The organism is Caballeronia sp. GACF4, assembly GCF_023631025.1.
Taxonomy (GTDB): domain Bacteria; phylum Pseudomonadota; class Gammaproteobacteria; order Burkholderiales; family Burkholderiaceae; genus Caballeronia.
In genome coordinates this window covers 732081-758194 of record NZ_JALQDW010000018.1, presented here as the reverse complement: position 1 = coordinate 758194, position 26114 = coordinate 732081, and the positions used below count along the sequence as shown (strand labels likewise).

General features: G+C 62.7%; 24 protein-coding genes. 15 read left to right on the top strand and 9 right to left on the bottom strand.

The window, feature by feature from the left end:
- The first annotated feature begins 16 nt into the window (after window positions 1–16).
- Window positions 17–910: a ferritin-like domain-containing protein gene (locus tag NCR40_RS18555; protein WP_250510215.1), complete on the top strand. Its 894-nt coding sequence runs from the start codon at window positions 17–19 to the stop codon at window positions 908–910.
- Here NCR40_RS18555 and NCR40_RS18550 read toward each other — a convergent pair.
- A complete protein-coding gene (locus tag NCR40_RS18550; protein WP_250510214.1) occupies window positions 903–1637 on the bottom strand; it encodes a TetR/AcrR family transcriptional regulator in 735 nt (244 codons plus the stop codon). The two genes, NCR40_RS18555 and NCR40_RS18550, sit on opposite strands and share 8 nt — an antisense overlap.
- 164 nt (window positions 1638–1801) lie before the next feature.
- On the opposite strand from NCR40_RS18550, the gene NCR40_RS18545 reads away from it, so the two are divergent.
- The 3 genes from NCR40_RS18545 (at window position 1802) to NCR40_RS18535 (ending at window position 6657) form a co-directional block, all read left to right on the top strand.
- On the top strand, window positions 1802–2983 hold the full coding sequence (locus tag NCR40_RS18545; protein ID WP_244829334.1) for an isovaleryl-CoA dehydrogenase: 1182 nt from the start codon (window positions 1802–1804) through the stop codon (window positions 2981–2983).
- An 8-nt stretch (window positions 2984–2991) separates the two neighbouring features.
- Complete coding sequence (locus tag NCR40_RS18540; RefSeq protein WP_250493592.1) at window positions 2992–4599, top strand: carboxyl transferase domain-containing protein; 1608 nt, start codon at window positions 2992–2994, stop codon at window positions 4597–4599.
- Between the two features lie 69 nt (window positions 4600–4668).
- Window positions 4669–6657, top strand: a complete 1989-nt coding sequence (locus NCR40_RS18535) for an acetyl-CoA carboxylase biotin carboxylase subunit (RefSeq protein WP_250510213.1) — start codon at window positions 4669–4671, stop codon at window positions 6655–6657.
- 17 nt (window positions 6658–6674) lie between these two features.
- On the opposite strand, the gene NCR40_RS18530 is transcribed toward NCR40_RS18535, so the two are convergent.
- A complete protein-coding gene (locus NCR40_RS18530; protein ID WP_250510212.1) occupies window positions 6675–7154 on the bottom strand; it encodes an OmpA family protein in 480 nt (159 codons plus the stop codon).
- A gap of 299 nt (window positions 7155–7453) precedes the next feature.
- Between NCR40_RS18530 and NCR40_RS18525 the strand changes: the two genes are divergently transcribed.
- Entirely contained in the window at window positions 7454–8557 is a 1104-nt protein-coding gene (locus NCR40_RS18525; protein WP_244829338.1) for an AI-2E family transporter, read from the top strand.
- 35 nt (window positions 8558–8592) lie between these two features.
- On the opposite strand, the gene NCR40_RS18520 is transcribed toward NCR40_RS18525, so the two are convergent.
- From NCR40_RS18520 to pcaH, 3 genes are all read right to left on the bottom strand, one after another.
- Entirely contained in the window at window positions 8593–8913 is a 321-nt protein-coding gene (locus tag NCR40_RS18520) for a DUF2288 domain-containing protein (RefSeq protein ID WP_244829339.1), read from the bottom strand.
- An 80-nt stretch (window positions 8914–8993) separates the two neighbouring features.
- Entirely contained in the window at window positions 8994–9602 is a 609-nt protein-coding gene (gene pcaG / locus NCR40_RS18515) for a protocatechuate 3,4-dioxygenase subunit alpha (RefSeq protein WP_250467372.1), read from the bottom strand.
- Between the two features lie 5 nt (window positions 9603–9607).
- Entirely contained in the window at window positions 9608–10309 is a 702-nt protein-coding gene (gene pcaH / locus NCR40_RS18510) for a protocatechuate 3,4-dioxygenase subunit beta (RefSeq protein ID WP_244829341.1), read from the bottom strand.
- 124 nt (window positions 10310–10433) lie between these two features.
- Between pcaH and pcaQ the strand changes: the two genes are divergently transcribed.
- Both pcaQ and NCR40_RS18500 read left to right on the top strand, forming a co-directional pair.
- A complete protein-coding gene (gene pcaQ / locus NCR40_RS18505) occupies window positions 10434–11372 on the top strand; it encodes a pca operon transcription factor PcaQ (RefSeq protein ID WP_250493587.1) in 939 nt (312 codons plus the stop codon).
- 208 nt (window positions 11373–11580) lie between these two features.
- On the top strand, window positions 11581–11949 hold the full coding sequence (locus tag NCR40_RS18500) for a response regulator (protein ID WP_244829343.1): 369 nt from the start codon (window positions 11581–11583) through the stop codon (window positions 11947–11949).
- Between the two features lie 94 nt (window positions 11950–12043).
- On the opposite strand, the gene NCR40_RS18495 is transcribed toward NCR40_RS18500, so the two are convergent.
- Window positions 12044–12757, bottom strand: coding sequence for a lysophospholipid acyltransferase family protein (locus NCR40_RS18495; RefSeq protein ID WP_250510211.1), 714 nt, complete (start codon window positions 12755–12757; stop codon window positions 12044–12046).
- 163 nt (window positions 12758–12920) lie between these two features.
- Between NCR40_RS18495 and NCR40_RS18490 the strand changes: the two genes are divergently transcribed.
- On the top strand, window positions 12921–13964 hold the full coding sequence (locus NCR40_RS18490; protein ID WP_250510210.1) for an alpha/beta fold hydrolase: 1044 nt from the start codon (window positions 12921–12923) through the stop codon (window positions 13962–13964).
- Between the two features lie 3 nt (window positions 13965–13967).
- On the opposite strand, the gene NCR40_RS18485 is transcribed toward NCR40_RS18490, so the two are convergent.
- Window positions 13968–15200 (bottom strand): sensor domain-containing phosphodiesterase, encoded by a 1233-nt coding sequence (locus NCR40_RS18485; RefSeq protein WP_244829346.1) that lies wholly within the window; start codon window positions 15198–15200, stop codon window positions 13968–13970.
- Window positions 15201–15473: 273 nt separating this feature from the next.
- On the opposite strand from NCR40_RS18485, the gene NCR40_RS18480 reads away from it, so the two are divergent.
- The 3 genes from NCR40_RS18480 (at window position 15474) to NCR40_RS18470 (ending at window position 20309) form a co-directional block, all read left to right on the top strand.
- Window positions 15474–15896: a hypothetical protein gene (locus NCR40_RS18480; RefSeq protein ID WP_250493585.1), complete on the top strand. Its 423-nt coding sequence runs from the start codon at window positions 15474–15476 to the stop codon at window positions 15894–15896.
- 622 nt (window positions 15897–16518) lie between these two features.
- Window positions 16519–17193: a hypothetical protein gene (locus tag NCR40_RS18475; protein ID WP_244829348.1), complete on the top strand. Its 675-nt coding sequence runs from the start codon at window positions 16519–16521 to the stop codon at window positions 17191–17193.
- 146 nt (window positions 17194–17339) lie between these two features.
- Complete coding sequence (locus NCR40_RS18470; RefSeq protein WP_370652191.1) at window positions 17340–20309, top strand: EAL domain-containing protein; 2970 nt, start codon at window positions 17340–17342, stop codon at window positions 20307–20309.
- A gap of 19 nt (window positions 20310–20328) precedes the next feature.
- Here the strand turns inward: NCR40_RS18470 and NCR40_RS18465 are convergent, their stop codons facing one another.
- Window positions 20329–20538, bottom strand: a complete 210-nt coding sequence (locus NCR40_RS18465) for a hypothetical protein (protein WP_244829350.1) — start codon at window positions 20536–20538, stop codon at window positions 20329–20331.
- A gap of 234 nt (window positions 20539–20772) precedes the next feature.
- On the opposite strand from NCR40_RS18465, the gene NCR40_RS18460 reads away from it, so the two are divergent.
- The 3 genes from NCR40_RS18460 to hutI all read left to right on the top strand — a co-directional run bounded on the left by NCR40_RS18460 (window position 20773) and on the right by hutI (window position 25075).
- Window positions 20773–21987 carry an ROK family transcriptional regulator gene (locus tag NCR40_RS18460; RefSeq protein ID WP_250510209.1) on the top strand — a complete coding sequence of 405 codons (1215 nt, stop codon included), beginning with the start codon at window positions 20773–20775 and terminating at the stop codon, window positions 21985–21987.
- A gap of 167 nt (window positions 21988–22154) precedes the next feature.
- Window positions 22155–23843 (top strand): urocanate hydratase, encoded by a 1689-nt coding sequence (gene hutU / locus NCR40_RS18455; RefSeq protein WP_250510208.1) that lies wholly within the window; start codon window positions 22155–22157, stop codon window positions 23841–23843.
- Window positions 23840–25075, top strand: a complete 1236-nt coding sequence (gene hutI / locus NCR40_RS18450; protein ID WP_250510207.1) for an imidazolonepropionase — start codon at window positions 23840–23842, stop codon at window positions 25073–25075. The genes hutU and hutI overlap by 4 nt, the downstream gene beginning before the upstream one ends.
- A gap of 53 nt (window positions 25076–25128) precedes the next feature.
- On the opposite strand, the gene NCR40_RS18445 is transcribed toward hutI, so the two are convergent.
- Window positions 25129–25383 (bottom strand): GlsB/YeaQ/YmgE family stress response membrane protein, encoded by a 255-nt coding sequence (locus tag NCR40_RS18445; protein WP_244829354.1) that lies wholly within the window; start codon window positions 25381–25383, stop codon window positions 25129–25131.
- Window positions 25384–25599: 216 nt separating this feature from the next.
- On the opposite strand from NCR40_RS18445, the gene NCR40_RS18440 reads away from it, so the two are divergent.
- On the top strand, window positions 25600–26088 hold the full coding sequence (locus tag NCR40_RS18440) for a hypothetical protein (RefSeq protein WP_244829355.1): 489 nt from the start codon (window positions 25600–25602) through the stop codon (window positions 26086–26088).
- Window positions 26089–26114 lie beyond the last annotated feature (26 nt).

The window sequence follows — 26114 nt, the reverse complement described above, 5'->3', positions numbered from 1 at the left end:
CGCTCAATTTTCGAATATGTCCGACACGCTCACTCCGGTAGAAGCAGATCATGCGATGCGTAATTGGACGTATCGATCGTCAGGAAAGATTCGGATTGGATCGGATCAGCATCGGCGGATGTTCTGCGAGATGTTGCTGACGACGCACAATCCGTACAAACCGGCCGTGATCGAGTGGCCGAAGCTGGACCCGGCGGCGCTCAAGCGCGTGACGTCGCTGCCCATCTGGGACATCGCGGTGCAGACGGAAGGGCGCGCCTCCATTCGCGTGGCGACTTACGCGGCGGCGGTTCACGACCCGCATTTGCGCGAAGCCTTGCGCATGAACGGCGGGGAAGAAGCGCGCCACAAGCTCGTACTCTCGAAACTCGTCGAAGCCTATGGCATCGAGCTCGCGCCCGAGCCGCCGTATCCCGCACCGGACGACGCATTGCGCGCGTGGATGCTCACGGGCTACAGCGAGTGCATCGACAGTTTCTTTGCGTTCGGCTTGTTCGAGGCGGCGCGCCAGTCAGGCTATTTTCCCGAAGCGCTCGTCGAAACCTTCGAGCCGGTGATTCAGGAAGAAGCGCGTCACATTCTGTTTTTTGCCAACTGGGTGGCGTGGTATCGGCGCAGTCTGCCGTGGTATCGCAAGCCTGGTTTCCTGCTCAAAACCGCGAGCGTCTGGATTTCGCTGATTCGCGACCGCATTTCGCTCGCGCGAGGTTTCGACACGAGCGGCGCGGCGCAAGATGCCAACTTCCCGGCCAACGTCGGCGATTCCGTGGCGGGCAATGTTTCCGTCGCTTCCTTGATCGACCTGTGTCTCGCGGAAAACGCGCGTCGCATGAGCGGTTACGACGCGCGGCTCTTGCGCCCAACCACCGTGCCGATGCTCGCGCGTCTCGCGCGCCGCTTCGTCAAGTAAGCGGCTTCTCTTCGCTCGATGCCGCTTTGTAGCGGCGCGATGCGTCTTCGACATCCTGTCGGAACTGCGCCAGCGCCGCCGTTTTCGCATTGGCGGGTTGCAGCGCGGCCCACAGCACTTCCACCAGTTCATTCGCCGTCGTCTCGATCTGAGTCTGACTCAGGCGGCGTTTTGCAAGCGTGGCGTCCCACAACACGTGTTCCATCGGCCCGAAAACGAGCGAGCGCAAAAGACGCAGCGGAACGTCGCCGCGGACGTGGCCGAGCGTCTGTCCGCGCGCGAGCACGTCCATGAGCGGCGCGGTGTAGCGGCGCTGCAATTCGGTGAGCGTGTCCGACAGATCGTGCTGGCGCGTGCGGCCTTCCGAGAGCACGAGCGCGCACAGACCGGTGCCGTTCATCAGCATCAACCGCAAATGCGTTCTCACGATGAACGCGAACTGCTGGCGCACCGAGCCGTCGCGCGGCATGCCGGTCTCGAAGGCATCGATGATTTCGTCGTACCAGTCCGCGATCACGCGGGCGCACAATTCCCGCTTGCCGCTGAAATAGCTGAACACCGTGGCTTCCGAAATGCCGGCGCGCTGCGCGATTTCCGCGCTGGTGGCGCCGTCGTAGCCTTTCTCGGCGAAGACCTCGCGGCCGGCCTGGAGGATTTCGCGCACGCGTTGTTGCGATTTGACGCCCGACGGCGTGCGGCGGTTGGAAGCGGTGCTTTGCGTGGACATGGCGGTAACGGAAGAGCGTGCGCAAGAAATGTGAGCGTAGCTCAAAAACCTATTGACGGAAAGACGAATAGAGGATGAAATTGGCCCATTCTGCGGCGCTTCATCTGCTGTGAGTGAAACTCAAACGCGACGCGCCGAAACATTGCATCTGGAGGAGACACCCCATGAGCACCGTGCCGGGCCTGAACTTCGCGCTGGGCGAAGACATCGATATGTTGCGCGACACGCTTCAGCATTTCGCGTCGAAGGAAATCGCGCCGCGCGCCGCCGAAATCGACCGCACCGACCAGTTCCCAATGGACCTCTGGAAGAAATTCGGCGACATGGGCGTGCTCGGCATGACGGTATCCGAGGAATACGGCGGCGCGAATCTCGGCTACACCGCGCACATGGTCGCGATGGAAGAAATCTCGCGGGCGTCGGCATCGGTCGGGCTGTCGTACGGCGCGCATTCGAACCTGTGCGTGAACCAAATTCATCGCAACGGCACGGAAGAACAGAAGCGCAAGTATCTGCCGAAGCTCGTTTCCGGCGAACACGTCGGCGCGCTTGCCATGAGCGAGCCGAACGCCGGATCGGATGTCGTCAGCATGAAGCTGCGCGCGGACGAGAAGGGCGACCATTACGTGCTCAACGGCACCAAGATGTGGATCACCAACGGCCCGGATTGCGACACGCTCGTCGTCTACGCGAAGACGGATATCGAAGCGGGCGCGCGGGGCATCACGGCTTTCATCGTCGAGAAGGGCATGAAGGGCTTCTCGGTCGCTCAGAAACTGGACAAGCTCGGCATGCGCGGCTCGCATACGGGCGAACTCGTGTTCGAGAACGTGGAAGTGCCGAAGGAAAACATTCTCGGCGCATTGAACGGCGGCACGAAGGTGCTGATGAGCGGTCTCGACTACGAGCGCGCCGTGCTTGCGGGCGGGCCGACCGGCATCATGCTCGCCTGCATGGATGCGGTCGTGCCGTATATCCATGACCGCAAGCAGTTCGGGCAAGCCATCGGCGAATTCCAGCTGATTCAAGGCAAGGTCGCGGATCTCTATACCACGCTGCAAGCGTGCCGCGCATATCTCTTCGCGGTGGGCCGCCAGCTCGATACGCTCGGCTCGGGCCACGTGCGCCAGGTGCGCAAGGACTGCGCGGGCGTGATTCTCTACACGGCCGAGAAAGCCACGTGGATGGCCGGCGAAGCCATCCAGATTCTTGGCGGCAACGGCTACATCAACGAGTATCCGGTGGGACGCCTGTGGCGCGATGCCAAGCTCTATGAAATCGGTGCGGGCACGAGCGAGATTCGCCGCATGCTGATCGGTCGCGAACTGTTCGCCGAGACGGCTTGAGGCGCGTCATGGCGATCATCGAATCGAAACTGAACCCGCGCAGCGAAGATTTTCGGACCAACGCCGCCGCGCTCGAAGCGCTCGTCGCGGATCTCAAGGCAAAAGTCGCGAAGCTCGCGGAAGGCGGCGGTCAAGCCGCGCGTGACCGGCACGTGTCGCGCAACAAGCTCTTGCCGCGCGACCGCATTGCGCAACTGCTCGATCCGGGCACGCCGTTTCTCGAATTATCGCAGCTCGCGGCCTACGGCATGTACAACGACGACGCGCCGGGCGCGGGCATCATCACGGGCATCGGGCGCATTGCGGGACAGGAGTGCGTGATCGTCTGCAACGACGCGACCGTGAAAGGCGGCACGTATTATCCGGTGACGGTGAAGAAGCATCTGCGCGCGCAGGAAATTGCCGAGCAGAACCGCCTGCCGTGCGTCTATCTCGTCGATTCGGGCGGCGCGAACCTGCCGAATCAAGACGACGTGTTCCCCGACCGCGATCACTTCGGCCGCATCTTCTACAACCAGGCGAACATGTCGGCGGCGGGCATCGCGCAAATCGCGGTGGTCATGGGCTCGTGCACGGCGGGCGGCGCTTATGTTCCGGCGATGAGCGACGAGTCGATCATCGTGAAGGATCAGGGCACGATTTTTCTGGGTGGCCCGCCGCTCGTCAAGGCCGCGACCGGCGAGGAAGTCAGCGCCGAGGATCTCGGCGGCGGCGACGTGCACACGCGTCTTTCCGGCGTCGTCGACCATCTCGCGCAGAACGACGCGCATGCGCTCGGCATCGCGCGCAGTATCGTCGGCAATCTCAATCGCGTGAAGACGCCGCCGCTCGCGCTCAAGGAACCGCTGCCGCCGCGCCATGAAGCGCAGAGCCTTTACGGCGTGATTCCGGTCGATACCCGCAAGCCTTTCGACGTGCGCGAAGTGATCGCGCGCATCGTCGACGATTCCGCTTTCGACGAATTCAAGGCGCGCTACGGCACGACGCTCGTCACTGGCTTCGCGCATATCTGGGGGCATCCGGTCGGCATAGTCGCGAACAACGGCATTCTGTTTTCCGAGTCGGCGTTGAAGGGCGCCCACTTCATCGAACTATGCTGCCAGCGCAAGATTCCACTCGTGTTCCTGCAGAACATCACGGGCTTCATGGTCGGGCGCAAGTACGAAAACGAAGGCATCGCGCGTAACGGCGCGAAGATGGTGACGGCCGTGGCCACGGCAAAGGTGCCGAAGTTCACGGTGATCATCGGCGGTTCGTTCGGCGCGGGCAATTACGGCATGTGCGGCCGCGCCTACTCGCCGCGTTTTCTGTGGATGTGGCCGAACGCGCGCATCTCGGTCATGGGCGGCGAACAGGCCGCGTCCGTGCTCGCAACCGTCAAGCGCGACGGCATCGAGAAGAAGGGCGGCGCGTGGTCGAAGGACGAAGAGGAAGCGTTCAAGGCGCCGATTCGCGATCAATACGAGGCGCAGGGTCATCCGTACTATGCAAGCGCGCGTCTTTGGGATGACGGCGTGATCGATCCGGCGCAAACGCGCGACGTGCTGGGCTTGGGCCTTGCCGCGACGATGAACGCGCCGATCGAAGACACGCGCTTCGGCGTATTCCGCATGTGACGCCAGACGTCGGGACCCAGGCGCCCGACTCGCGTCTCGCACCTCAAGCTGATCCACGGATGTGAAGCCATGTTCAACAAGATTCTGATTGCAAATCGCGGCGAGATCGCCTGCCGTGTCGCGGCGACGGCGAAGCGCATGAATATCGGCAGCGTCGCCGTTTATTCGGACGCGGATGCCCAAGCGAAACACGTCGATGTCTGCGATCAAGCCGTGCACGTGGGCGGCGCGGCGGCATCCGAAAGCTATCTGCGCATGGAGCGCATCGTCGAGGCAGCGCTTTCGAGCGGCGCGCAAGCCGTGCATCCGGGCTACGGCTTTCTTTCCGAGAACGAAGACTTCGCCAATGCATGCGAGAAAGCGGGCATCGTCTTCATCGGGCCGCCGGTCGAAGCCATCCGCGCGATGGGTTCCAAGGCCGCGGCCAAGGCGCTCATGCAATCCGCGTCGGTGCCGCTCGTGCCCGGCTATCACGGCGACGATCAGGACGCCGCGCTCCTGCAACGCGAGGCGGATCGCATCGGCTATCCGGTGCTGCTGAAGGCAAGCGCGGGCGGCGGCGGCAAGGGCATGCGAGTCGTCGAAAAGAGCGAGGACTTCGCGGCGGCGCTCGCCTCATGCAAGCGCGAAGCGGCGTCGAGCTTCGGCAACGATCGCGTGCTGATCGAAAAATATTTGCTGCGCCCGCGTCACGTCGAAGTGCAAGTATTCGCCGATACGCACGGCAACGCGGTCTATCTGTTCGATCGCGATTGCTCGGTGCAGCGTCGGCATCAGAAGGTGCTCGAAGAAGCGCCCGCGCCCGGTCTTTCCGATGCCACCCGACGCGCAATGGGCGAAGCCGCCGTGGCGGCGGCACGCGCGGTGAATTACGTCGGCGCGGGCACGGTCGAGTTCATCATGACGCAGGACGGCCAGTTCTACTTCATGGAGATGAATACGCGCTTGCAGGTCGAGCATCCGGTGACCGAGATGGTGACCGGGCTCGATCTGGTCGAATGGCAACTGCGCGTGGCGGCGGGCGAGCCTTTGCCCCTGTTGCAAGACGCGCTGAAGGTGCACGGTCATGCCATCGAAGCGCGCATCTATGCGGAGAACCCGGCGCGCGGCTTTTTGCCATCGACGGGCACGCTCAAGCATCTCGCATTGCCGCAGGCGGTGAGTTTTTCGATCGATGGCGACGTGCGTATCGACAGCGGCGTGCGCGAAGGCGACGCCATCACGCCGTTTTACGACCCGATGATCGCGAAGCTGATCGTGCATGGCCGCGACCGTCGCGATGCGCTCGCCCGCATGGCACGGGCGCTGGCCGAATGCGAGATCGTCGGGCTGCATACGAACGTCGAATTCCTGCAACGTATCGTGAAAAGCGAGCCGTTTTCGCAAGGCGAGCTCGATACCGGTTTGATCGAGCGTCATCGCGACACCTTGTTCGCGCCGCCAACCGTACCGCGCAACAAGGCGCTCGCGCTTGCCTGCGCCGCGCTGCTTACGCGCGAAGGCGGCGAGGCGCACGGTCACTCGCCGTGGGACGCGCTCTCGCACTGGCGCATGGCGGGCGGTTATAGCCAGGACCTGAACTGGCGCGAGGTCGATCACGACGACATGTTCAAGGTCGTCTACACGAAAGACGGCGAGAAGCGGCTCGCGCTCGATGGCAAGAGCGCGCGCTTCGACTGGACGCATGGCGGCGCGACCGATTACACCGTGCAATTGGACGATAACCTGCTAAAAGGCACCGTCTTCACCGAAGGCGACATCTTCCACGTCTTTCTCGAAGGCGCGGAATTCCAGTTCGAATGGCAAAACCTGATGGCTCATGCGGGCGACGCCGAACACGAAGGCCGTCTCACCGCGCCGATGCCCGGCAAGGTCATCGCGGTATTGGTGGAGGCAGGCGCGATGGTGGCGAAGGGCGCGCCGCTCATCGTCATGGAAGCCATGAAGATGGAGCATACGATCGTCGCGCCCACGGCGGGAAAAATCGGCGAGATTCTCTTCGATGTCGGCGATCAGGTCGCCGACGGTTCGCAGTTGCTGGTGCTCGAAACGAGTTGAAGGAAGCTAGAAGCGCGTTACTTCCTGGGCCTGCCGAGTAACGTGTCCTGGCTCTCGGTGCGCACCAGAATCTCGACGCGCCGGTTTAGCGCGCGGCCCTGCGGCGTGTCGTTATTGGCGATGGGCCGCAGGTAAGCCATGCCCTTGGTCGTAATGCGCTCGGCCGGCACGCCGCGCGCGATCAACGCATTCGCAACGGCATTCGCGCGCGCCAGCGACAGTTCGCGATTGTAGGCGAGCGAGCCTTCGTCGTCGGTATGGCCTTCGATCAGAACAGGCCGCATGCTGCGTTTGAGCACATCCGCGACGCGGTCCAGCACGGCGATGTTCTGCACGCGGATGCGCGCTTCGTCCCTGTCGAAGAGCGGCGCGTCGGGCAGGCGCATCTCCACGCCGCCTTTGACCTGCAGCATGGTAATGCCGTACTGCGCGTTCAGCTTGTCTTCTTTCGTGCGGCTGAGGCCGCTCGAACAGCCTGAGAATAAACTCGCCAGCATCGCAAGCGACGCGCATGTTCCAACGGCCGACTGTAATGCTCTACCTGCCATCCCGTGCTTTCCCTTCTCTTAAGAGAGGCTTTGATTATACGGAGCCCGAATCTTGCCGTTGTAAATAACATTTGCTGCTTACCCGCAACTATGCGGAACGCTTTGTGCGGATCGAGCGCCAACCAAGTGCCAACTGGGCGTCAACAGGGCGCCAACTTCGTCCGAACGTTCGACGCGCTTACAATGCGTGCGACCATTCAGGTTATCGATTCGAATCTCCGTCTTTCTTCCTGCGAGCTTTCACCGTCATGTCTACACCGCGATATCCGCGTAATCCAGAGCGCAGCAACGAGCATGATACGGACCCGGGCGCACGCATCAACAAGGTACAGCGGGCGGCGTCGGCGGCGCTTTACACGGTGCTCGTGCTGATTGCGCTCTACACGGCGCGCACGTTCATACCGGCGGTGGTGTGGGCTATCGTGATCGCCATTTCATTATGGCCGGCGCTGCACTGGCTGGAGCAGCGTCCGCTGTTCAGGCGGCACAATATCTTGCTCGCGGCGTTTCTTGCCACAGCGGTCGGGCTGCTCTTCGTGGTGCCGTTCGCCATCGTTGCCGCGCAGACCGCCAACGAAGCGAGCGACATGCTCCGCTGGTTCCACGACGTCTTGCGCACCGGTATTCCGATGCCCGCTTTCGTCGAGCATCTACCAATGGGTTCACAGCAGGTTTCGCACTGGTGGCAAGAGAATCTGGCGACACCGCTCGAATCGTCGCCTGCCGTGAAGCGTCTGCATAGCGCGACGGTCGTCGCGATGACGCGCCATTTCGGCGGACGCGTAGTGCATGGGCTCGTCATTTTCGGCTTCATGCTGATGACGCTGTTCTTCATGTTCCAGGCGGGCGCGCGGCTTGGCGAGCAACTGATCGCGGGATCGCGGCGCGCGTTTGGCGCGGACGGTGCGGCGCTCATCCGGCGCATGGCGGACTCCGTGCGCAGCACGGTGATCGGTCTCGTGGTGGTTGGCCTGGGCGAGGGCGCTTTGCTCGGTATCGCCTATGGCATCACGGGCGTGCCGCACGCCACCTTGCTCGGCATGCTGACCGCGGTCGCCGCTATGCTGCCGTTCTGCGCGCCGATCGTCTTCCTCGGCTCGGCGCTATGGCTGCTCGCGCAAGGCTCCGTGATTTCGGCTGCCAGCGTGGCGATCTTCGGGCTGATCGTGGTCTTCATCTCCGAGCATTTCGTGCGGCCAGTGCTGATCGGCGGCTCCACGCGCCTGCCGTTTCTGCTCGTCTTGTTCGGCATTCTGGGCGGCGCGGAAACGTTCGGGCTGATCGGGCTTTTCATCGGCCCGGCATTGATGACGATTCTCGTCGTGCTATGGACGGACTGGGTGCGCGATTGAAGACGAAGTCGATGAAGCGCCGCGCGTGACGTAATTCAAATGCCCGCGCCGCGTTCCTGCACGCAGACCCAGGGCGATACCACCACGGCCCACAACTCGGGATCGCGCGCGGCGATATCGACGGCGGTCTGCGCCTGCAAGCGCTCGATGAGTCCGGCCGAGAGCCATTGCGTGACCTGCTGCGTGTCGTCGTTGGCGACAGCCTCGGCGACGCTCACGAGATCCAGGTCGCCCTTCACCCAAATCAGCGCGCCCTTTGCGAAGAAGCGTTCGAGTTCGGACCAGCCGATCTGCGCCGTTTCGGCAAGCAGCTTGGTGTAGAGCGGGCTGGGGCTTTGGTTGGAAGCGTCGGTCATAACGGAAGCAATGGAAACGAAAAGGCGTCCGACACTATAGCGCAGTGCCGGACGCCTTCGTTTCGCCTTTAAGCGGACGTTTAGAGGTCGAAGAACACGGTCTCGTTCGGGCCGCGAAGATGAATGTCGAAGCGATAGATCGTGCCCGACACACCCGGCTTGCCCGTCGGTCCCGCTTCGCGCTTGGCGATCAGCGTATGGCGGCGCTCGGCCGGCACGGCGGCGAGCACGGCGTCGTTCGCGTTGGCTTCGGTTTCATCGTCGAAATAGATGCGCGTGTAGCTATGCAGCAGCATGCCGCGCATCAGCACGATGACATCGAGATGCGGCGCGGCATCGTCGGCGGTCTTGCCGGGCTTCACCGTATCGACGATAAAACGCAGCTTCGGGTCCGTGCCCGTGCCGACGCGCGCGAATCCACGAAAGCCCGACTCGCGCGCGGCTTCGGCGCTTTCCACGTAACGGCCGTTCGCGTCAGCCTGCGCGATTTCGATGAGCGCGTCGCCAATGGGCTTGCCTTCCGCGTCGTACACGTTGCCGACCACGGCGATATGCTCGCCCGGCACTTCACGATCCGCGGCCGATGCCGTGAACAGGCTCTTCAGATCGAAGTTGTATTGCTCGGGAACGAGGCCGTAGGCGAAGTACGGTCCGACGGTCTGCGATGGGGTTTGTTTGAGCGTGGTCATGTCGTTCACTCCGTCGGCGTCTGGTCCGGGCCGCGCAGCACGATATCGAATTCGTAGCCGAGCGCGTAGTTTTCCTGAGTCGTGTCGATCGAGAAGCGCGACACGAGGCGCTTTCTCGCCTGCTCGGGAATGCCTTGATAAATCGGATCGAGGTCGAGCAGCGGGTCGCCCGGGAAATACATCTGCGTGACGAGACGCGAGCCGAAGTAGTCGCCGAAGAGCGAGAAGTGAATGTGATTGGGGCGCCACGCGTTGGTGTGATTGCCCCACGGATACGCGCCCGGCTTGATCGTCATGAAGCGGTAGCGGCCTTCGTCGTCGGTCAGGCAGCGGCCCGCGCCGAGGAAGTTCGGGTCGAGCGGCGCGTCGTGCTGATCGGCCTTGTGGACATAGCGTCCGGCGGCGTTGGCCTGCCACACTTCCACGAGCGTGTTGCGCACCGGGCGGCCGTTGTCGTCCAGCACGCGGCCCGTCACGATGATGCGCTCGCCGAGCGGCTCGCCGTTCTTGGCGGCATTGCGCGTGAGGTCGTTATCGAGCGTGCCCAGGTCGTCCGCGCCATAGACGGGAACGCGGCGGTTGCGCAGATTTTCCTTCAGCGGGATGAGCGGCAGCGAAGGGCTGCGCAGCACGGATGACCGGTAGCCCGGCGACAGATACGGCGGATGGGAATCCCAGTCGCGAGGCGTGAGAATAGGTGAAGTCATGACGACGTGTCTCCTGTTTTGTAGGGTGTCCGGGTTTTTCAATCGGATATTTCTGGCAACTACTTTATCGAATGCAGCGAGTTATGGAAAATGATGTTTCGTGCTGCTTGCATAACGACTCGTCATGGATACCGACTTCACCAACACTCGCGTCAAGTTCCGCCACCTGCAGTGTTTCCTTGCCGTCACGCAGCTCGGCAGCGTGCAGCGCGCGGCAGACAGCCTGTCGATTACGCAGCCGGCCGTGTCGAAGACCATAGGGGAACTCGAATCCATTCTAGGCGTGCGCTTGTTCGAGCGTGGCAGGCGCGGCGCGGTTCCCACGCGCGAGGGCCGGCTCTTCGCGCCGCATGCGAGCGCGTGCGTGGCGTCGCTGCGCGAAGGCGTGGACATGCTGCTGCGCGAACGTGGCGATGTGCCGGGGACCATTTCCATCGGCGTATTGCCGACTGTCGCCACGGCCTTGCTGCCGCCCGCGCTCGCTGCTTTCCGGCAGCAATGGCCGGCCATTTCGCTTGCGGTTCGCACGGATTCGAACGCGCAACTGCTCGAACGGCTGAAGGCGGGCGACGTCGATCTGGTCGTTGGCCGGCTCTCTGAGCCGGAAGCCATGCACGAGCTTTCCTTCGAGCAGATTTATCGTGAACCGCTAGCGGTGATTGTCCGGCGCGAGCATCCGCTGACGTTCGAGGCGCCGCTCACGCCCGCGTTGCTTGCGCGTTTCGCGATCGTCGTGCCGCCATTCGGGACGTTGATTCGTCAGTCGGCTGAAAGCGTTCTGACAGCGTTTGGCGCGCATGCGCTGACCGCGTTGATCGAAACGCTGTCGGTTTCGCTTGGCCGCGCGCTCGCGTTGCACAATGACGCCGTGTGGTTCGTTCCGGCGGGCGCGGTCGCGCAGGACATCGCGCTCGGCTTGCTCGTTGCCTTGCCCATGCCCTTCGCCGGCACCGATGAGCCGATCGGCTTGATACGTCGCAACGACTCCGCGCGCACGCCCGTGGAAGAAAGTCTGGTCGATGCCTTGCGCGAAGCGGGCCGTGCGCGCGCCGGGAACAAGTGACCGGTCGTGCGCCGCGGCGCGCACCTTGCTAGAGCAGCATTTACCGCGCAGATTTCGCGCGAAACAAATACTATGACGTAAGCCCGCCGGGACAGCGAATCGGTTGCAACGAACGCTCGTGGCGCCGGTCTTATCGACGCGTGCCGCTTCGGCGCATCGACGTCATTTCCCGCACTTGGTGCCGCATTGCTGTCAACTCGTTCGCTCCATGAAGACCGTTCTGCTCGTCGATGACGACCCCGCCACCATCGAAGCCTGGACCCTCTGCATGCAAGGGGAGGATTGCCGCGTGCTCTACGCCGTCGACGGCAACGGCGCTCTGTCGATACTCGGCGCGCAGACGGTCGACATCGTCGTGTCCGACTGGATGATGCCGGGACTCGGCGGCGCGCTTCTCTGTCAAACGATGAAGAACGACGCCGCGCTCGCGCACATCCCTTTCCTGATGATTTCAGGGCATCCGAATCCGCCGGCTTTCGTGAGCTACGACGGGTATCTGCGCAAGCCGGTCGAGATGGAGACGCTGGTTGCGGCCGTGAACCGTCTGTGTGCCGCAAAGAAGCGGCCGCTTTATTGAACGGCTGCTGCTTGCGCTTCGACGAGAATCTCGGAACGCGACGACCAAGGCCTCAAGTCGGCATCCACGAGGCAAAGGCTTGCGGCTTAACCAATCAGCGCAACTCCGCCAGCGCCGCATCCATCTGCGCTTGAGCAAGCCGGTTCAATTCCTGCGGGATTTCGCATTCGAGCGGCAAGGCGGGCGTGACGATCACGCGGATATGTCCACCATGATCCGGCCAACCCTTCGCCGGCCAGACCTTGCCCGCGTCGTGGACAACAGGCACGACCGGAACCTTGGTCGCGCACGCGAGCCGCACGCCGCCCGAAGCGAGCTTGAGCGGCGCATCGTGCGCCACGCGCGTGCCTTCCGGAAAGATCACCACGACGTCGCCTTTCTTCAGCCGCGCGGCGCATTCACGCGTGACAGCCTGGTGCGCCTGACGGATCGAGCCGCGGTCGAGGCTCACCATGTCCAGACCGCGCAACACCCAGCCGAAAAAAGGAATCTGCATGAGTTCGTGCTTGAACACGAAGCTGATGCGGCGCGGAAAGAGCGCCATGAACGCGAGCGTCTCCCAGGTCGATTCATGGCGGCTCAATACGATGCACGGCCCGTGCGGCAAGTGTTCGAGTCCTTCGACCGAGACGCCCACACCGGCGATGACGCGCATCATCGTGACCATCGCGCGGCACCATTGCCTGGCTAACCAATAGCGTCCGTTTCTGCCGACGAACGGGAAAAGCGGCAGGATCAGGATCGACCAGATCGTGCCGCTGCCGAGCAGATAGGTGGCGAAGAGCCACTTGACGAGGGTGCTGCGCATTGAAATCGTGCGATCGACGGAGGAAAGCCCAGAAGCATAACGGTATCGAGCCGTGAACGCACGAGGCAAAAACCGCCGCTTCGCTCATGCGTCTTCGGGCGCGCGATGCAACAATGGCGCGTGCAGGTCATCGACCGCTTATATCAACATCGCAAGGGAACACATGGATCAGGAGCCGGTGAGTTTCGACGAAGGCATGCTCGACGTGGGCGACGGCCATTCCATCTACTGGCGCGCGCAAGGTCCGCGCGAGGCGCCCGTCATGCTCGTCGTGCACGGCGGCCCCGGCGGCGCCATGAATCTCAAATGGGCCGAGGTGCTGGAAGCGGACAAGTGGCGCGTCGTGTTCTTCGACCAGCGTGGCTGCGGCAAGTCGAAGCCTTTCGGCAAGCTGGAGGCGAACGGCATCGATGCGCTCGTCGGCGACATGGAGAAACTGCGAGTCGCGTTGAACATCGAGCGCTGGGCGCTGTTCGGCGGCTCGTGGGGCACGACGCTCGGGCTTGCCTACGGCGTCACGCATCCCGAACGCTGCACGGGCTTCTTGCTGCGCGGCGTGTTTCTCGCGCGGCGCGCGGACATCGACTGGTTCCTGTGGGACGTGCGGCGCGTGTTTCCGGAGGCGCATCGCGCGTTTCTGGATGCCATCGAAGCCGCGAGCGGGAAGCGTCCGACGAGCGGCGAGGAAATCCTGCAACTGACAGAAGCGCCGCTCGCGCGTTTCGATGAAGCCGGCACGCGGCTCGCGCGCGCGTGGACGCTGTATGAGACCACCTTGTCGGTGGTCAACAAGCCGCCGAAAGAGGCGAAGGAAGCGGACGAGGCGAAAGTATCGGGTGAAGCGCAAGCATCGAGCGAAGCGAAGGACTCGAGCGACCCGAAGCAGGACGACAAGCGCCCGAGCGCCGAGGCCAACTCCGCCGCCGTTTCCATGGCGCTGCTCGAACGTCACTACATGGCGCACGAACTGCCGCCCGAACCGCTGCTGCAGCGCGTCGCGCGCATTGCGCATCTGCCGTGCAGTATCGTCCACGGACGTTTCGACATGGTGTGTCCCGCGGATCAGGCGTTCGACCTCGCCGCGCTTTGGCCGGGCGCGCAACTCGCCATCGTGGATGTCGCCGGGCACTGGACCTTCGAGCCCAACAACGTGACGGCATTGCGCAAAGGCGCGGTGGCCCTGGCTCAAGCCATCGCGGCAAGCTGACGCTTACAGGATCGACGGCGCCGCTTCGGTCAGGCGTCGCCAGTCGAGATCCGCGCCCGCGACGATCAGCCGTCCGTTGCGCTGCGTCGCGATGGTGAGCGTGACGCACAGCGACGTCCCCGTTACCGACAGATACGGCGCGCTCGTGATGACCTGCTGCGGCCGCGTGTGGGCATCGACGAAGTAGGGGCGCGTGTCCCAGCGGCCGGTCGAGGCGTCCGCGATGGGCGCGAAGCGGTCGGCCGAGCGCCGCTCACACGCGCCGGCGAGCGTCGGCAGGCATTCGCGACCCGCGTGGTCGAGAAAGAAGCAACTGATCGTACAAGGCAGCGCGAGCAACGCGGCGCAAGCATGCTCGGCGGATGCGCCGCCCGCAAGGCGCGTCGCGGCCTGCGCCAGATTCGAGCGATACGGCATCAGCAGCAAGTCGCTCGCGAGGCGCTCGGTGCGGCGCGTCTGCGCGAGCGAATCGAATACGTTTTCGAAGAGCGGCGTGGCCGCGCCGCGTTCGGCGAGTTGCGCAGCCGGTTGACCGAACAGATAACCCTGCACGAAGTCCACGTTGGAGCGCGCCGCGAGCATCAGGTCGTCGCTGGTTTCGATTCCCTCGGCCACCACGAACATACCGGATTCATGCAGCAGATCGACGAGCTTCGGCATCAGCGCATCGCGCATCGGCGTGCGTCGCTTGCCGCTCTGCGCGCGCACCAGGCTGCGGTCGAGCTTGACGATATCCGGCCGCATCGTGAGCAGACGATCGATATTGGAATGCCCGGCGCCGAAGTCGTCGACGGCGACGAGAAAGCCCTGCGCGCGAAACGAGCGCGTCGCGCGCGCGATCTCCGCGACATCCGAACCACCCGATTCGAGCACTTCGATCACGATCCGCTCCGGCGCGAGCCCGGCCGCGTGCGTGAGCGCCGCGAACTGTTTCGCATAGCCAGGGTCCGTGAAAGTCGCAGGGTTCATGTTGACGAACAGCCAATGCGCGCTCGGCAGCACCGGCGCGGCATGACGGAGGTGCGCCAGATGACTCATGCGGTCGAGCGCGGTGAGCTCGCCCGAGACGATCGCGCGGCCAAACAGATCGAACGGGCCGATCAGCGCGCCATCGCCCGCATCGCCGCGCAACAGCGCCTCGTAACCGACTTCGCGCTGATGCGGAAGGCTGTAGATCGGCTGCAGATGCGTGCGAAGCGTGATGCCGTCGACGACTCCGGTGTGCGCCGTCAACACGTCGGACCACGCCGGCCGAGGCCTGACGGCTGCATGCGGACACAGCGTCGGGGAGAATGCACATACGAGTCGATGAACGGCACGGCAATGGCACGCGGCGAGATGGGGATACAAGGCAGTATCGGCCGAGCGTGCGAAAACTTGAGTGGCGGCGTCGTGTTTGCCCGCGCCCGCGCCGCGACCTATCTTTGAAGAGGCGGTGATACGATCCCGCTGCAACTTAAGCGGCGCAAGGCTCGTCGAAGCTTGCACCAAAACCTTTGAGAGACATCGATGGCGCAACAGAAAACCAATCCAAAACTCGAGCAGGCGCTCACGCGCGGCGATCTCGCCATCCGTCAGGCCAATTCGGCTCGCGCCACGGCGGTGTTGCGCGCACTCGGCAAGATGATCGTGGAGGCGTCGGCGACCATCGGCGTCGAAGCGCACGTGGTCGTTCACGACGGCGACAAGATCTACGATCCCGCCGACGGCGCGTGGCCGCAGCAGTTGCTCGTTTCGCTCGACGGCCCTGTCGAGGAGAACGATCCGGACGAAATTCGCACGATCACCTTGCTCGCCGACACGCCGGCCACCATCTTCCGCTGCGAATGGCAGCGTGCCGACGGCAATCTCGGCCGTCAGGAGGGACGCCCGCTTGCCATGGTTGCCTTCATTACCGACGTCGACATTCCTTGGCTCGACGAAGAAGACTGATTACCCCGTCTTTGATTTGTTCAACATGTTGTGAGATTCGCGGATGCCAAAAGTCCTGGTATCCGCGTTTTTGTGTCCGCTCATTTCCCCAACGATCCCATTTGTTGCCGTTTTCTGTTTCGAGTGTTGCGTGAAGCGCAAACGTTACCGTGTCCCCTTTTTTTAGTCTTTTGACGTGATTACGCGATATTTCGTATTGCTTGACAGACGGCTATTCTCCTGAATACCTCTCACGGCATTTGGTGGCTGTTGGCCCTCGTTTCTTTTCACTCTTCTTGTGCATGCATATTCGAATACCGGCTATGCATATTTATTTTTGCAGCAGTTGCCCGGCGATTAGTTCGGCAATTAGAATAAAAGTTCTAATTGTTTAGCCTGAATTTTGCTGAGAAACAGTGGCAAGCGCGCACCCCGTTATTTGACTTCGTGAGAGGCTCGATTCGCCGTGTGAGGGCACAACCTTAAAACGCCCATATCACGCGGCAATTTCCTAATCGCCAAGAAAAATGGGGTTTACAAAATGGAACGTCTGAACCTTGCCACGAATGCCGCCGCTAACCAATCTGAAACGGCGCTTCGTCCGACACTCACGGTAGTGCCCGCACTTCAGAAAACGGAACGCATGCCGTTTACTATCCGTATCGTCCAGGACGACGACGGGCTCCAGAAAGCCGTAAGCATCAGGCGTTCTGCGTATGGTCGGCATTTGCCCGAATTCGCCGAGAAAATGACGATCGAGCATTCCGATCGCGATAGCGGCACCGCGGTTTTGCTCGCGGAATCGAAACTCGATGGCGCGCCGTTGGGCACCATGCGCATTCAGACCAATGCGTATGCGCCGCTCGCGGTCGAGCAATCGATCAAGCTGCCGGGTCATCTCGCCGAAAGCCGTCTCGCGGAAGCAACGCGCCTTGGCGTGGCGGGCGGCATGGTGGGAAGAGTCGTGAAGGTGGCGTTGTGCAAGGCGTTGTGGATGTTCTGCGAACTGCATGAGATCGACTGGATGGTGATTACCGCGCGTGCGCCGCTCGACCGGGAATACGAAGCCATGCTGTTCAAGGACGTGTTCGGCGTAAACGAGTATCTGCCGATGGCGCACGTGGGCGGCATGCCGCATCGCGTGCTGGCCAAGGAAGTGGCTGTCGCGCGGCAGCGTTGGGAAGAGGCGCGTCACCCATTGTTCAACTACATGGTGAATACGCATCATCCGGACATCGATTTGCAATCTGTAGATTTATCTTTTGACTGGGAACCGGTACGATGCCCTGAGGCTCCGCTGATGGCTTACGGCCGGTAGAAGAAGGGCTGCGGTAACGAAAGCAAGAGCAAAAAAGCCGGGCCCGAAGTGGTCCGGTTGGCCAAAGAGTGCGGTGGCGGGGGCAAGCTCGGCTCCGCCGCGCCTCTCGCCGGCAAGATCGGCGCAAACGGGGGGCTTATTCAGGTATGGCGTCGGTTATTCCAGCTTCCTTATCGAGATTCAGACGCTCGGGCTCGTGGATCGACGGCGCGTTGTACGCGGTCGCCGTCTACGCGGTCCCGTTTCTGATCGCACTCGGTACGCTAGCGACGCTCTTCTTTTTACCCCGCCAGTACGAAACGCGGGGCGCGGTCCCGCTTGAACTCCACGTTCTCGCCGATCATGGCGACTCGCTCGGTCCAGAAGCCGCGCGCGAAGCCCTGCGCGCCGCACCGGCCACCACGCGCTACAACACGCATCTCTCCGAAAAACCCGTCTGGTTTTCCATCACGGCGCCCGTCATGAGCACGGAGTCGTCGACTGCAATCGAACTGCCTTCGCGCCACGCGCAGTCGCTTTCATGCTGGAACGCCAGTAACCTCCAGCCGCTCGGCACCGCCGATCGCGAAAGCGTGAGCGGCGAGATGCATCCGGTCAAGGCCGGTTTCTTCGTGCAGGTGGGGCGCATCAAGGCGCCGTTGTCCGTCATTTGCCGCGGCGTTTATTCGGGCCCGGCGCAGATCAACGCGTTTGCGTGGGAATGGCAAGGTCTCCGAAGCTCGGCGCTCGACTTCCAGGAAAGCTCCGGGCTGATCGCGGGCGGTTTGCTCACGCTCGCGGTATTCGTTTTCGTCACCGCGTTGATCAATCACGAATGGACGTACGTGATTTTCGCGGTGTGGCTCGTCGGCAATCTGCGTTTGTGCGCCAACGCCATGGGCTGGGACATGCAGTGGCTCGGCCGCGTACTGCCAGCCGACTTCATGACGCCGCTCAGGCAAATCACGTTCGCCGCGTACTACTTGCTGACCGCCGCGCTATTCCAGCAGCTGTTCCGCCGCGAATTGCGCGTGGTCGGTTACCGGTGGCTTTTGCGTGTCATTCAGTACGTCGGCATCGTGCTCCTTGGGGCAGCCGTGGCGTTGCCGTATTCGCTGTTCATTCCGACGCTGTGGGTCATTGCCGGCTTCGGTATCTGCGTACTGCTGTTCTTCCTCGTGCGGCTCGTGTGGATGGCCCGTTCGCGCACGGTCATGTGGTACGTGGCGTCGCTCGCCATCGTGCTGTTTTCCACGTTCTCCGAAGTACTTGGCGCGGCGTTCGGCCTCAAGGTGCTGGTCGGCGGCGTGAACACGGTAATGGCCGCGCTGTCGTCGAGCATGATGGCGGCGTTTGCCATCGCCGAGCAGATGCGTGCCGAGCGCGACTTCCGCCGTCAGGCGCAGATGGAGTTACGCAACACTTACGAAGTCACGCCAATCGGTCTCTTCACGCTCGATACCGACGGCCGCTTCGTGCGCGCCAATCCGGCGCTGCGCTCGATGCTCGACCTGCAGAAAGCGGAATACAAAGTCCGCCACTGGAACGATTACTTCGAGCCCGGCGCGTGGGGCGCGCTGCAGGCGCTGGCATCGAAAGGCAGTGACGGTGAGCTCGAAATGGGCGGTTCCGCCGCGCGCGGCACGGGCGAGCGGCGCTATCTATTGAAGGCTATCCGCTCGAATGGTTGGATCGAAGGCTCGCTGCAGGACACGACCGAACGTTCGCGCGCTGTCGAGCGTCTGCGCTTTCTCGCGGAGCATGATCCGCTGACGGGCTCGCTGAACCGGCGCGGTATCGAGAAAGCTATTTCCGCCCAAAGCGATGAAATGTTGCCGTGGGCGCTTGCCTATGTCGACCTCGACCGCTTCAAGCTCGTGAACGACCTCTTCGGCCACCGCAGTGGCGACGAAGTCTTGCGACAGGTCGCGGCACGCACGCGGGCGCACTTCGCGCGCAATTACGCAGTGGGGCGAATCGGTGGCGACGAGTTCGTCTGCGTCATGCACGACACGTCGATTGAAGACGCCATCGCGCAATGCCGCGAACTCATTTCCATTCTTTCTGACGCGCCTTATCAGGTCGGAAATCGCGCGTTTCAGGTGAAGGCTTCGATCGGTCTCGTCGAATGCTCGCAGGGCGTGCGCGTGCAGGACGCGCTGTCGCATGCGGATCGCGCGTGCCGCGAAGCGAAGAAGGTCGCGCATACTCACCTCGTCACGTACCGCAAGGGCGCGGCGGCGTTCGAGGAGCGCGCGGAAGAATTGAAACTCGTCGAGACGCTCGGCCGCAATCGTCTGCCGCCGGGCCTTTTTCTCGTGATGCAGCCGATCATGTCGTTATCGGCGCCAACGGAATCGCTAAATTTCGAAGTACTTCTGCGCATGCGCGCGCCGGACGGCACGACGCTGCCTGCGGGCAAGGTGATCGTCGCGGCGGAAGAGTCCGGCAATATTGCTGCAATCGACCGCTGGGTCATTACCACGTTGCTCGAATGGATCGAGGCGCATCGCCATGAATTGAAGAACACGCAATTCATTTGCGTGAACCTTTCGGGCGGTTCGCTCAACGACGAGCAATTCATGGAGGATATCTTCGCGTTGTTCGCGCGGCATCAATCAGTGGTCCATTACCTTTGCCTCGAAATCACTGAAAGCGTGGCGCTGCACGATTTGGAGAACACGCAGCGCTTTATTGCGCGCGTCCATGATATGGGCGGCAAAATCGCACTCGACGACTTTGGCGCGGGTTATTCCTCGTTCAAATATTTGAAGGCACTTTCCGCTGATGCGCTGAAAATCGACGGCGAATTCGTGCGCTCCATGTGTGCGCATCCGGCGGATATCGCCATTGTCGAAGCTATCGTCGCGCTTGCGCGCAATCTCGGCATGCGCAGCGTGGCGGAATGGGTCGAAGACATCGATACCCTGCGCGCATTGCAGGAAATCGGCGTCGATTATGTGCAGGGTTTTTTAGTCGCGAAACCGCAAGACAGCGTCGCCATTCTTTCGGCGACTTCCGCTGCGAGTTTCGTAAAAGATCCGGAAGTGGTGAGTTTTGTCGAGTGCCTATCCGCGCCGGCGCAGGCGCTCGCATTCGACTATGAATGGCGCGCCCGCGCCGCGGGCACCCATTAATTTCTATTTTCGAACCCGTTCAGGCGGGTTTCGATTCACTCAAAATCTTGTTCGCCGCGATGGGAATGCGCGTGTCGTCCCATTGCGCGAGCCATTGAATCTCCTTTTGCGTGAAATAGCCGGGATGATTGCGCAGCGCGAACTGCAGGGAATCGACGATGTGATCGCGAATGATCTGCGGGGCGTTGTCGTCGTTGACAATCGCGTGAAGGGCTTCGAGTGTGCTCATGTTGCGTGGCCTGGCCGGTGAATAGGGAACGTCGGCGTCACCATAACCCGATAAAAATCGCGAAACATATTGCAGCGCGAAACTTTCCACGCGGCCGTTTCCTTACAGGAGCTTGCTAGAATCGGCGCGAATGCCTCAACTCGATCAACGCGCCGGACTTGAAGCGGGAGCCGCTTATGAACGACCTGGAGCGCGCTTCGCCTGGCGCGTGTTTGCGCTGCGAAGAGGGCGCGCATGCCTGATCGATCCTCGCGCCAAGCGTCTGTTCATTCGGTCGGCTCGAATCAGCTCGGCATGCGCCAATTCAACGAGCGCATCGTGCTGCAGGCCATTCGTCTGCACGGCGCGCTGCCGAAGGCGGACATCGCGCGCCTCACGCGCCTTTCCATGCAAACGGCGTCGATGATCGTCGATCACCTTATCGACGACGGTCTGCTCGTGAAGGAAGCGCGAACGCGTGTGCCGGGGCGCCTCGGGCAGCCATCGGTGCCGATTGCGCTGCGAGCGGACGGCGCGTTTTCCATCGGCGTGAAAGTGGGGCGACGCAGCCTCGACGTGCTGTCGATGGACTTCACCGGCGCCATTCGCACGCGCGACACGCTCGACTATCCCTATCCCGATCCCGCCGCGCTTTTCACGGAACTTGCCGCACGGCTCACGCGCGCCATCGACGCGCTCGGCGACGACGCGCGCAAGATCGCGGGCATCGGCGTGGCGGCGCCGTTGTGGCTCGGCGGCTGGCGCGATTTCTTCGATACGCCGCCCGACGTGCTCGCCGCATGGAACGAGATCGATATCCGCGGGCGCATTCAGGCGCTCACGGCCTTGCCCGTCGAGTTTGCAAAGGACACCACGGCCGCCTGCGCCGCCGAACTCGTGATGGGGCAGGGGCGCGGGTTGCGCAACTTTCTGTACGTGTTCATCGGGACGTTCATCGGCGGCGGGCTGGTCATCGACGGCCGCTTGCACGCGGGGCCGGGCGGCAACGCGGGAGCAATCGGCTCGCTGCCGCTGCAAAAGCGCGACGGTGCGGCGCAGTTGCTCAACACCGCGTCGGTCTATGTGCTCGAAAAGGCGTTCGCGGCGGCCGGCGCGCCCGCCGCCGCCGCTCACGACGAACGCGCATGGTCGGCTTCGCTGCGGCCGCTGTCCGAGGCGTGGCTCGACGACGCGTGCCCGGCGATTGCGTTGAGCATCGCGTCGTCGGCGGCTTTGCTGGATCTCGAGGCGGTCGTGATCGACGGCGAAATCGATCGCGGCTTGCTGCGCGAGATCATCCGGCGTACGGATGAAGCGCTCGGCCATTTCGACTGGCAAGGCATGACGCGTCCACGTTTGGTGGAAGGACAGATCGGCGCCGATGCACGCGCGATGGGCGGCGCCATTCTGCCGCTTTACGCGCACTTCGCGCCGAAGCATGAATTGTTCTTGAAGCCGCTGGAAACTTGACACGCGGGTTGCGTTGTCTATACAACGCGCTGGCAAACACGACAAATCGGCATCGGGAAATCCCTAATACAATAAAAGTTGTATATACAAGACCATGAACTCGAATTCGGGCCTGCGAGAAATCCGCGTCCGTTCGCTCAATCTTCCGACGCGCAGGAGCCTGCCTCGTGACCTCATCTTTCCGTTATCGCGACACTGAAATTCGCGCCCCGCGCGGCGCACGACTCAATGCCAAAAGCTGGCTGACCGAGGCACCGCTGCGCATGCTGATGAACAATCTCGACCCGGAAGTCGCCGAAAATCCGCGCGAACTGGTGGTCTATGGCGGAATTGGCCGCGCGGCGCGTGACTGGCCGAGCTTCGACAAGATCGTCGAAACGCTCAAGCGGCTCGAAGCGGATGAAACCCTGCTGATTCAATCGGGCAAGCCGGTTGGCGTCTTCAAGACGCATGAGAACGCGCCGCGCGTGCTCATCGCCAATTCGAATCTCGTGCCGCACTGGGCGAACTGGGAGCATTTCAACGAACTCGACGCCAAGGGTCTCGCCATGTACGGGCAGATGACGGCGGGAAGCTGGATCTACATTGGCAGCCAGGGAATCGTGCAGGGCACGTATGAAACCTTCGTCGAAGCCGGTCGGCAGCATTACGGCGGCGATCTCAAGGGACGTTGGGTGCTGACCGCCGGACTTGGCGGCATGGGTGGCGCGCAGCCGCTCGCCGCGACGCTCGCGGGCGCGTGTTCGCTCAATATCGAATGCCAGCAGAGCCGGATCGATTTCCGTCTGAAGACACGTTATGTCGATGAACAAGCCACCGATCTCGACGATGCCCTTGCCCGCATGCAGGAATACACGTCCGAAGGACGCGCCGTGTCAGTCGCACTCTGCGGGAACGCCGCCGATGTTTTGCCCGAACTCGTGCGCCGTGGCGTGCGCCCGGACCTCGTGACCGATCAGACGAGCGCGCACGATCCGCTCAACGGCTATCTGCCGAACGGCTGGACGTGGGCGCAGTATCGCGACCGCGCGCAAAGCGATCCGCAGGGCACGGTGAAGGCGGCGAAGCAATCGATGGCCGAACACGTGCGGGCAATGCTCGCCTTCCGCGAACAAGGCGTGCCGGTGTTCGATTACGGCAACAACATCCGCCAGATGGCCAAGGACGAAGGCGTCACGAATGCGTTCGATTTCCCCGGCTTCGTGCCCGCTTATATCCGGCCGCTGTTTTGCCGGGGCGTCGGACCGTTCCGTTGGGCCGCGCTTTCTGGCGATCCGCAGGACATCTACAAGACCGACGCGAAGGTGAAGGAGCTGATCGCGGACGACGCGCATCTGCATCGCTGGCTCGACATGGCGCGCGAACGCATCAGCTTCCAGGGCTTGCCGGCGCGCATCTGCTGGGTCGGCCTCGGGCAACGCGCGAAGCTCGGCCTCGCGTTCAACGAGATGGTGCGCAACGGCGAGCTGTCCGCACCGGTGGTGATCGGCCGCGATCATCTCGATTCCGGTTCGGTCGCGAGCCCCAACCGCGAGACCGAGTCGATGCGGGACGGCTCGGACGCCGTCTCCGACTGGCCGCTTCTCAACGCGCTGCTCAACACGGCGAGCGGCGCAACGTGGGTATCGATCCACCACGGCGGCGGCGTCGGCATGGGCTTTTCGCAGCACGCGGGCGTCGTGATCGTCTGCGATGGCAGCGTCGAAGCCGACGCGCGTATCGCCCGCGTGCTGCATAACGATCCGGCCACCGGCGTCATGCGTCATGCCGATGCGGGCTACGACATCGCCGTCGACTGCGCGCGCGAGCAAGGCCTCGACTTGCCGATGATCGACGGAGCGAACGGCAAGCGATGAACAAGCTCTGGCAGCATTGCCACGTCGCAACCATGACGGGCGGCAAGTATTCGATCATCGAAGATGCCGCGATCCTGACGCATGGCGGGCGTATCGAATGGATCGGGCCGCGCGTCGCCGCGCCGGAGCGCGATTGCGAGCGTATCGATCTCGAAGGCGCGTGGGTTACGCCGGGTCTAATCGATTGCCATACGCATCTCGTCTTCGGCGGCGACCGCAGCGGCGAATTCGAGGCCCGTCTGGAAGGCGCGAGCTACGCGGAGATCGCGGCGCGCGGCGGCGGTATTGCAAGCACGGTACGCGCGACGCGTGAAGCCAGCGAGGACGCGCTGTTCGAAAGCGCCCGCGCGCGCGCCGTCGGCCTGCTGTGCGATGGCGTGACCGTGCTTGAAGTCAAATCCGGCTACGGGCTCGATCTCGCGAACGAACGCAAGATGCTGAGAGTCGCGCGGCGCCTTGGCGAAACGCTGCCCTTGACCGTGCGCGCGACCTGTCTCGCAGCTCACGCACTGCCGCCCGAGTATGCGAATCGCGCGGACGATTACATCGCATTCGTCTGCGATGAAATGTTGCCGGAGCTCATCGATGAAGGCCTGGTCGATGCCGTCGATGCCTTTTGCGAGCATCTCGCGTTTTCGCCGCAACAAGTCAAGCGAGTGTTTCTCGCCGCGCAAAAACACGGCGTGCCGGTGAAGCTGCACGCCGAACAGTTGTCGTCGCTGCATGGTTCGACCCTCGCGGCGCGCTATCAGGCGCTTTCCGCCGATCATCTCGAATACATGACGGACGATGATGCCGCGGCGATGGCAAGCGCTGGCACCGTCGCCGTGTTGCTGCCTGGCGCGTTCTACATGCTGCGCGAAACGCAGCTACCGCCCGTCGATGCCTTGCGGCGCCACGGCGTTCCAGTTGCACTCGCCAGCGATCTGAATCCCGGCACATCGCCCGCGCTTTCGTTGCGGATGATGCTCAACCTCGGCTGCACGCTCTTTCGTCTGACGCCGGAAGAAGCGCTCGCTGGCGTGACCCTTCATGCGGCGCGCGCACTTGGCCTGCACGGCTCGCATGGATCGCTGGAAGCGGGAAAGGCGGCGGACTTCGTCGCGTGGAAAATCGGTCGGCCGGCCGAGCTGGCTTATTGGTTGGGCGGTTCATTGCCCAATTGCGTGGTGCGAAACGGCGAAGTAGTGACGACTTCTGTCTGGCAATACGGCCTTACGGCGTTAAGGTAATAAAAAAACGCCTCGTCCAAAAGCACGAGGCGTTTTTCGACAACCGATAAGAATCACACGCTGCGCTTGCGGATCATGCCCCACACGACGAGCAAGATGATTGCGCCGATAACGGAGGCGATCCATCCGGCGGGCTGCCCGGGCTGATACCAGCCGAGCGCGCGTCCCACATAGCCCGCCACCAGCGAACCGACGACCCCCAGCACGATGGTCATGATCCAGCCCATGCTGTCATCGCCTGGTTTGACGGCGCGCGCAATGAGCCCGATAACCAGTCCGACGATCAAAGTCCCGATGAATGCAAACATGCGGTAGCTCCTTCTGAATTGCTGCTCGTTGGCTGAGATTGCTCCGGACGCATTCCGGCACGTCCAAAGTAGCACGCGACAATGCGTTTGGATATGACACGCCGCGCGACTTGGCCGGGATTGGCCATTCGGCCAGTCTCCTTAGCACGTGGGATGCCACGTCATCTCACGCGGTAAAATCCGTGTTCTGCATCACTTTGCCTGCACGGCGCCGCCATGACCGATTCCGATTTCCCCGCAACCGACGACCCGATTCACGAAGACCGCCTCTGGCGCGACGACGGCTGGACCGCTCGCGTCATGAAGAACGAAGACGACGATGGCTGGGCCGTCGCGATGATCCAGGCGGGCGAGGCCGAGCCCGCGCTCGTCGGCCCGTGGACCATGGGCCGCGACAAGAAGAACCCGAAGCCGCTGGACGCGAACGCTTTTCGCACGCTGGTCAAGACGGCGTCGGAGGTATTGCGCCGTCACGAGCAGCAGCGGCATGCCATGCTGCACAAGAACGTTTCCATCGACGTACGTGGCGAAGACGTTACCGTCACGCTGGAAATCGTCCCCGACGATGACGACCCCTACGCCAACCTGAAGGCCTTCGATGCATTTGGCACGCAGCTCGCGCACGTGCGCGTGTCGCCTGCCTTCAAGCTGAGCAAGACAAGCGCCGAACGCTGGGCCGAGAACGACTACGCGGCGCCGCATTGAGCGGCGCTCGAAAAGCGCCAGCGCAA

Excerpts from the sequence above, each read along its gene's own strand:
- NCR40_RS18495 (WP_250510211.1), bottom strand. The coding sequence starts at position 12,757 with ATGCGCAGCACCCTCGTCAAGTGGCTCTTCGCCACCTATCTGCTCGGC.
- NCR40_RS18550 (WP_250510214.1), bottom strand. The coding sequence starts at position 1,637 with ATGTCCACGCAAAGCACCGCTTCCAACCGCCGCACGCCGTCGGGCGTC.
- NCR40_RS18525 (WP_244829338.1), top strand. The coding sequence starts at position 7,454 with ATGTCTACACCGCGATATCCGCGTAATCCAGAGCGCAGCAACGAGCAT.
- NCR40_RS18500 (WP_244829343.1), top strand. The coding sequence starts at position 11,581 with ATGAAGACCGTTCTGCTCGTCGATGACGACCCCGCCACCATCGAAGCC.
- pcaQ (WP_250493587.1), top strand. The coding sequence starts at position 10,434 with ATGGATACCGACTTCACCAACACTCGCGTCAAGTTCCGCCACCTGCAG.
- NCR40_RS18480 (WP_250493585.1), top strand. The coding sequence starts at position 15,474 with ATGGCGCAACAGAAAACCAATCCAAAACTCGAGCAGGCGCTCACGCGC.
- NCR40_RS18440 (WP_244829355.1), top strand. The coding sequence starts at position 25,600 with ATGACCGATTCCGATTTCCCCGCAACCGACGACCCGATTCACGAAGAC.
- NCR40_RS18490 (WP_250510210.1), top strand. The coding sequence starts at position 12,921 with ATGGATCAGGAGCCGGTGAGTTTCGACGAAGGCATGCTCGACGTGGGC.
- NCR40_RS18445 (WP_244829354.1), bottom strand. The coding sequence starts at position 25,383 with ATGTTTGCATTCATCGGGACTTTGATCGTCGGACTGGTTATCGGGCTC.
- NCR40_RS18545 (WP_244829334.1), top strand. The coding sequence starts at position 1,802 with ATGAGCACCGTGCCGGGCCTGAACTTCGCGCTGGGCGAAGACATCGAT.
- NCR40_RS18520 (WP_244829339.1), bottom strand. The coding sequence starts at position 8,913 with ATGACCGACGCTTCCAACCAAAGCCCCAGCCCGCTCTACACCAAGCTG.
- NCR40_RS18460 (WP_250510209.1), top strand. The coding sequence starts at position 20,773 with ATGCCTGATCGATCCTCGCGCCAAGCGTCTGTTCATTCGGTCGGCTCG.
- NCR40_RS18540 (WP_250493592.1), top strand. The coding sequence starts at position 2,992 with ATGGCGATCATCGAATCGAAACTGAACCCGCGCAGCGAAGATTTTCGG.
- NCR40_RS18475 (WP_244829348.1), top strand. The coding sequence starts at position 16,519 with ATGCCGTTTACTATCCGTATCGTCCAGGACGACGACGGGCTCCAGAAA.
- pcaG (WP_250467372.1), bottom strand. The coding sequence starts at position 9,602 with ATGACCACGCTCAAACAAACCCCATCGCAGACCGTCGGACCGTACTTC.
- NCR40_RS18470 (WP_370652191.1), top strand. The coding sequence starts at position 17,340 with ATGGCGTCGGTTATTCCAGCTTCCTTATCGAGATTCAGACGCTCGGGC.
- NCR40_RS18530 (WP_250510212.1), bottom strand. The coding sequence starts at position 7,154 with ATGCTGGCGAGTTTATTCTCAGGCTGTTCGAGCGGCCTCAGCCGCACG.
- pcaH (WP_244829341.1), bottom strand. The coding sequence starts at position 10,309 with ATGACTTCACCTATTCTCACGCCTCGCGACTGGGATTCCCATCCGCCG.
- hutI (WP_250510207.1), top strand. The coding sequence starts at position 23,840 with ATGAACAAGCTCTGGCAGCATTGCCACGTCGCAACCATGACGGGCGGC.
- NCR40_RS18465 (WP_244829350.1), bottom strand. The coding sequence starts at position 20,538 with ATGAGCACACTCGAAGCCCTTCACGCGATTGTCAACGACGACAACGCC.
- NCR40_RS18535 (WP_250510213.1), top strand. The coding sequence starts at position 4,669 with ATGTTCAACAAGATTCTGATTGCAAATCGCGGCGAGATCGCCTGCCGT.
- NCR40_RS18555 (WP_250510215.1), top strand. The coding sequence starts at position 17 with ATGTCCGACACGCTCACTCCGGTAGAAGCAGATCATGCGATGCGTAAT.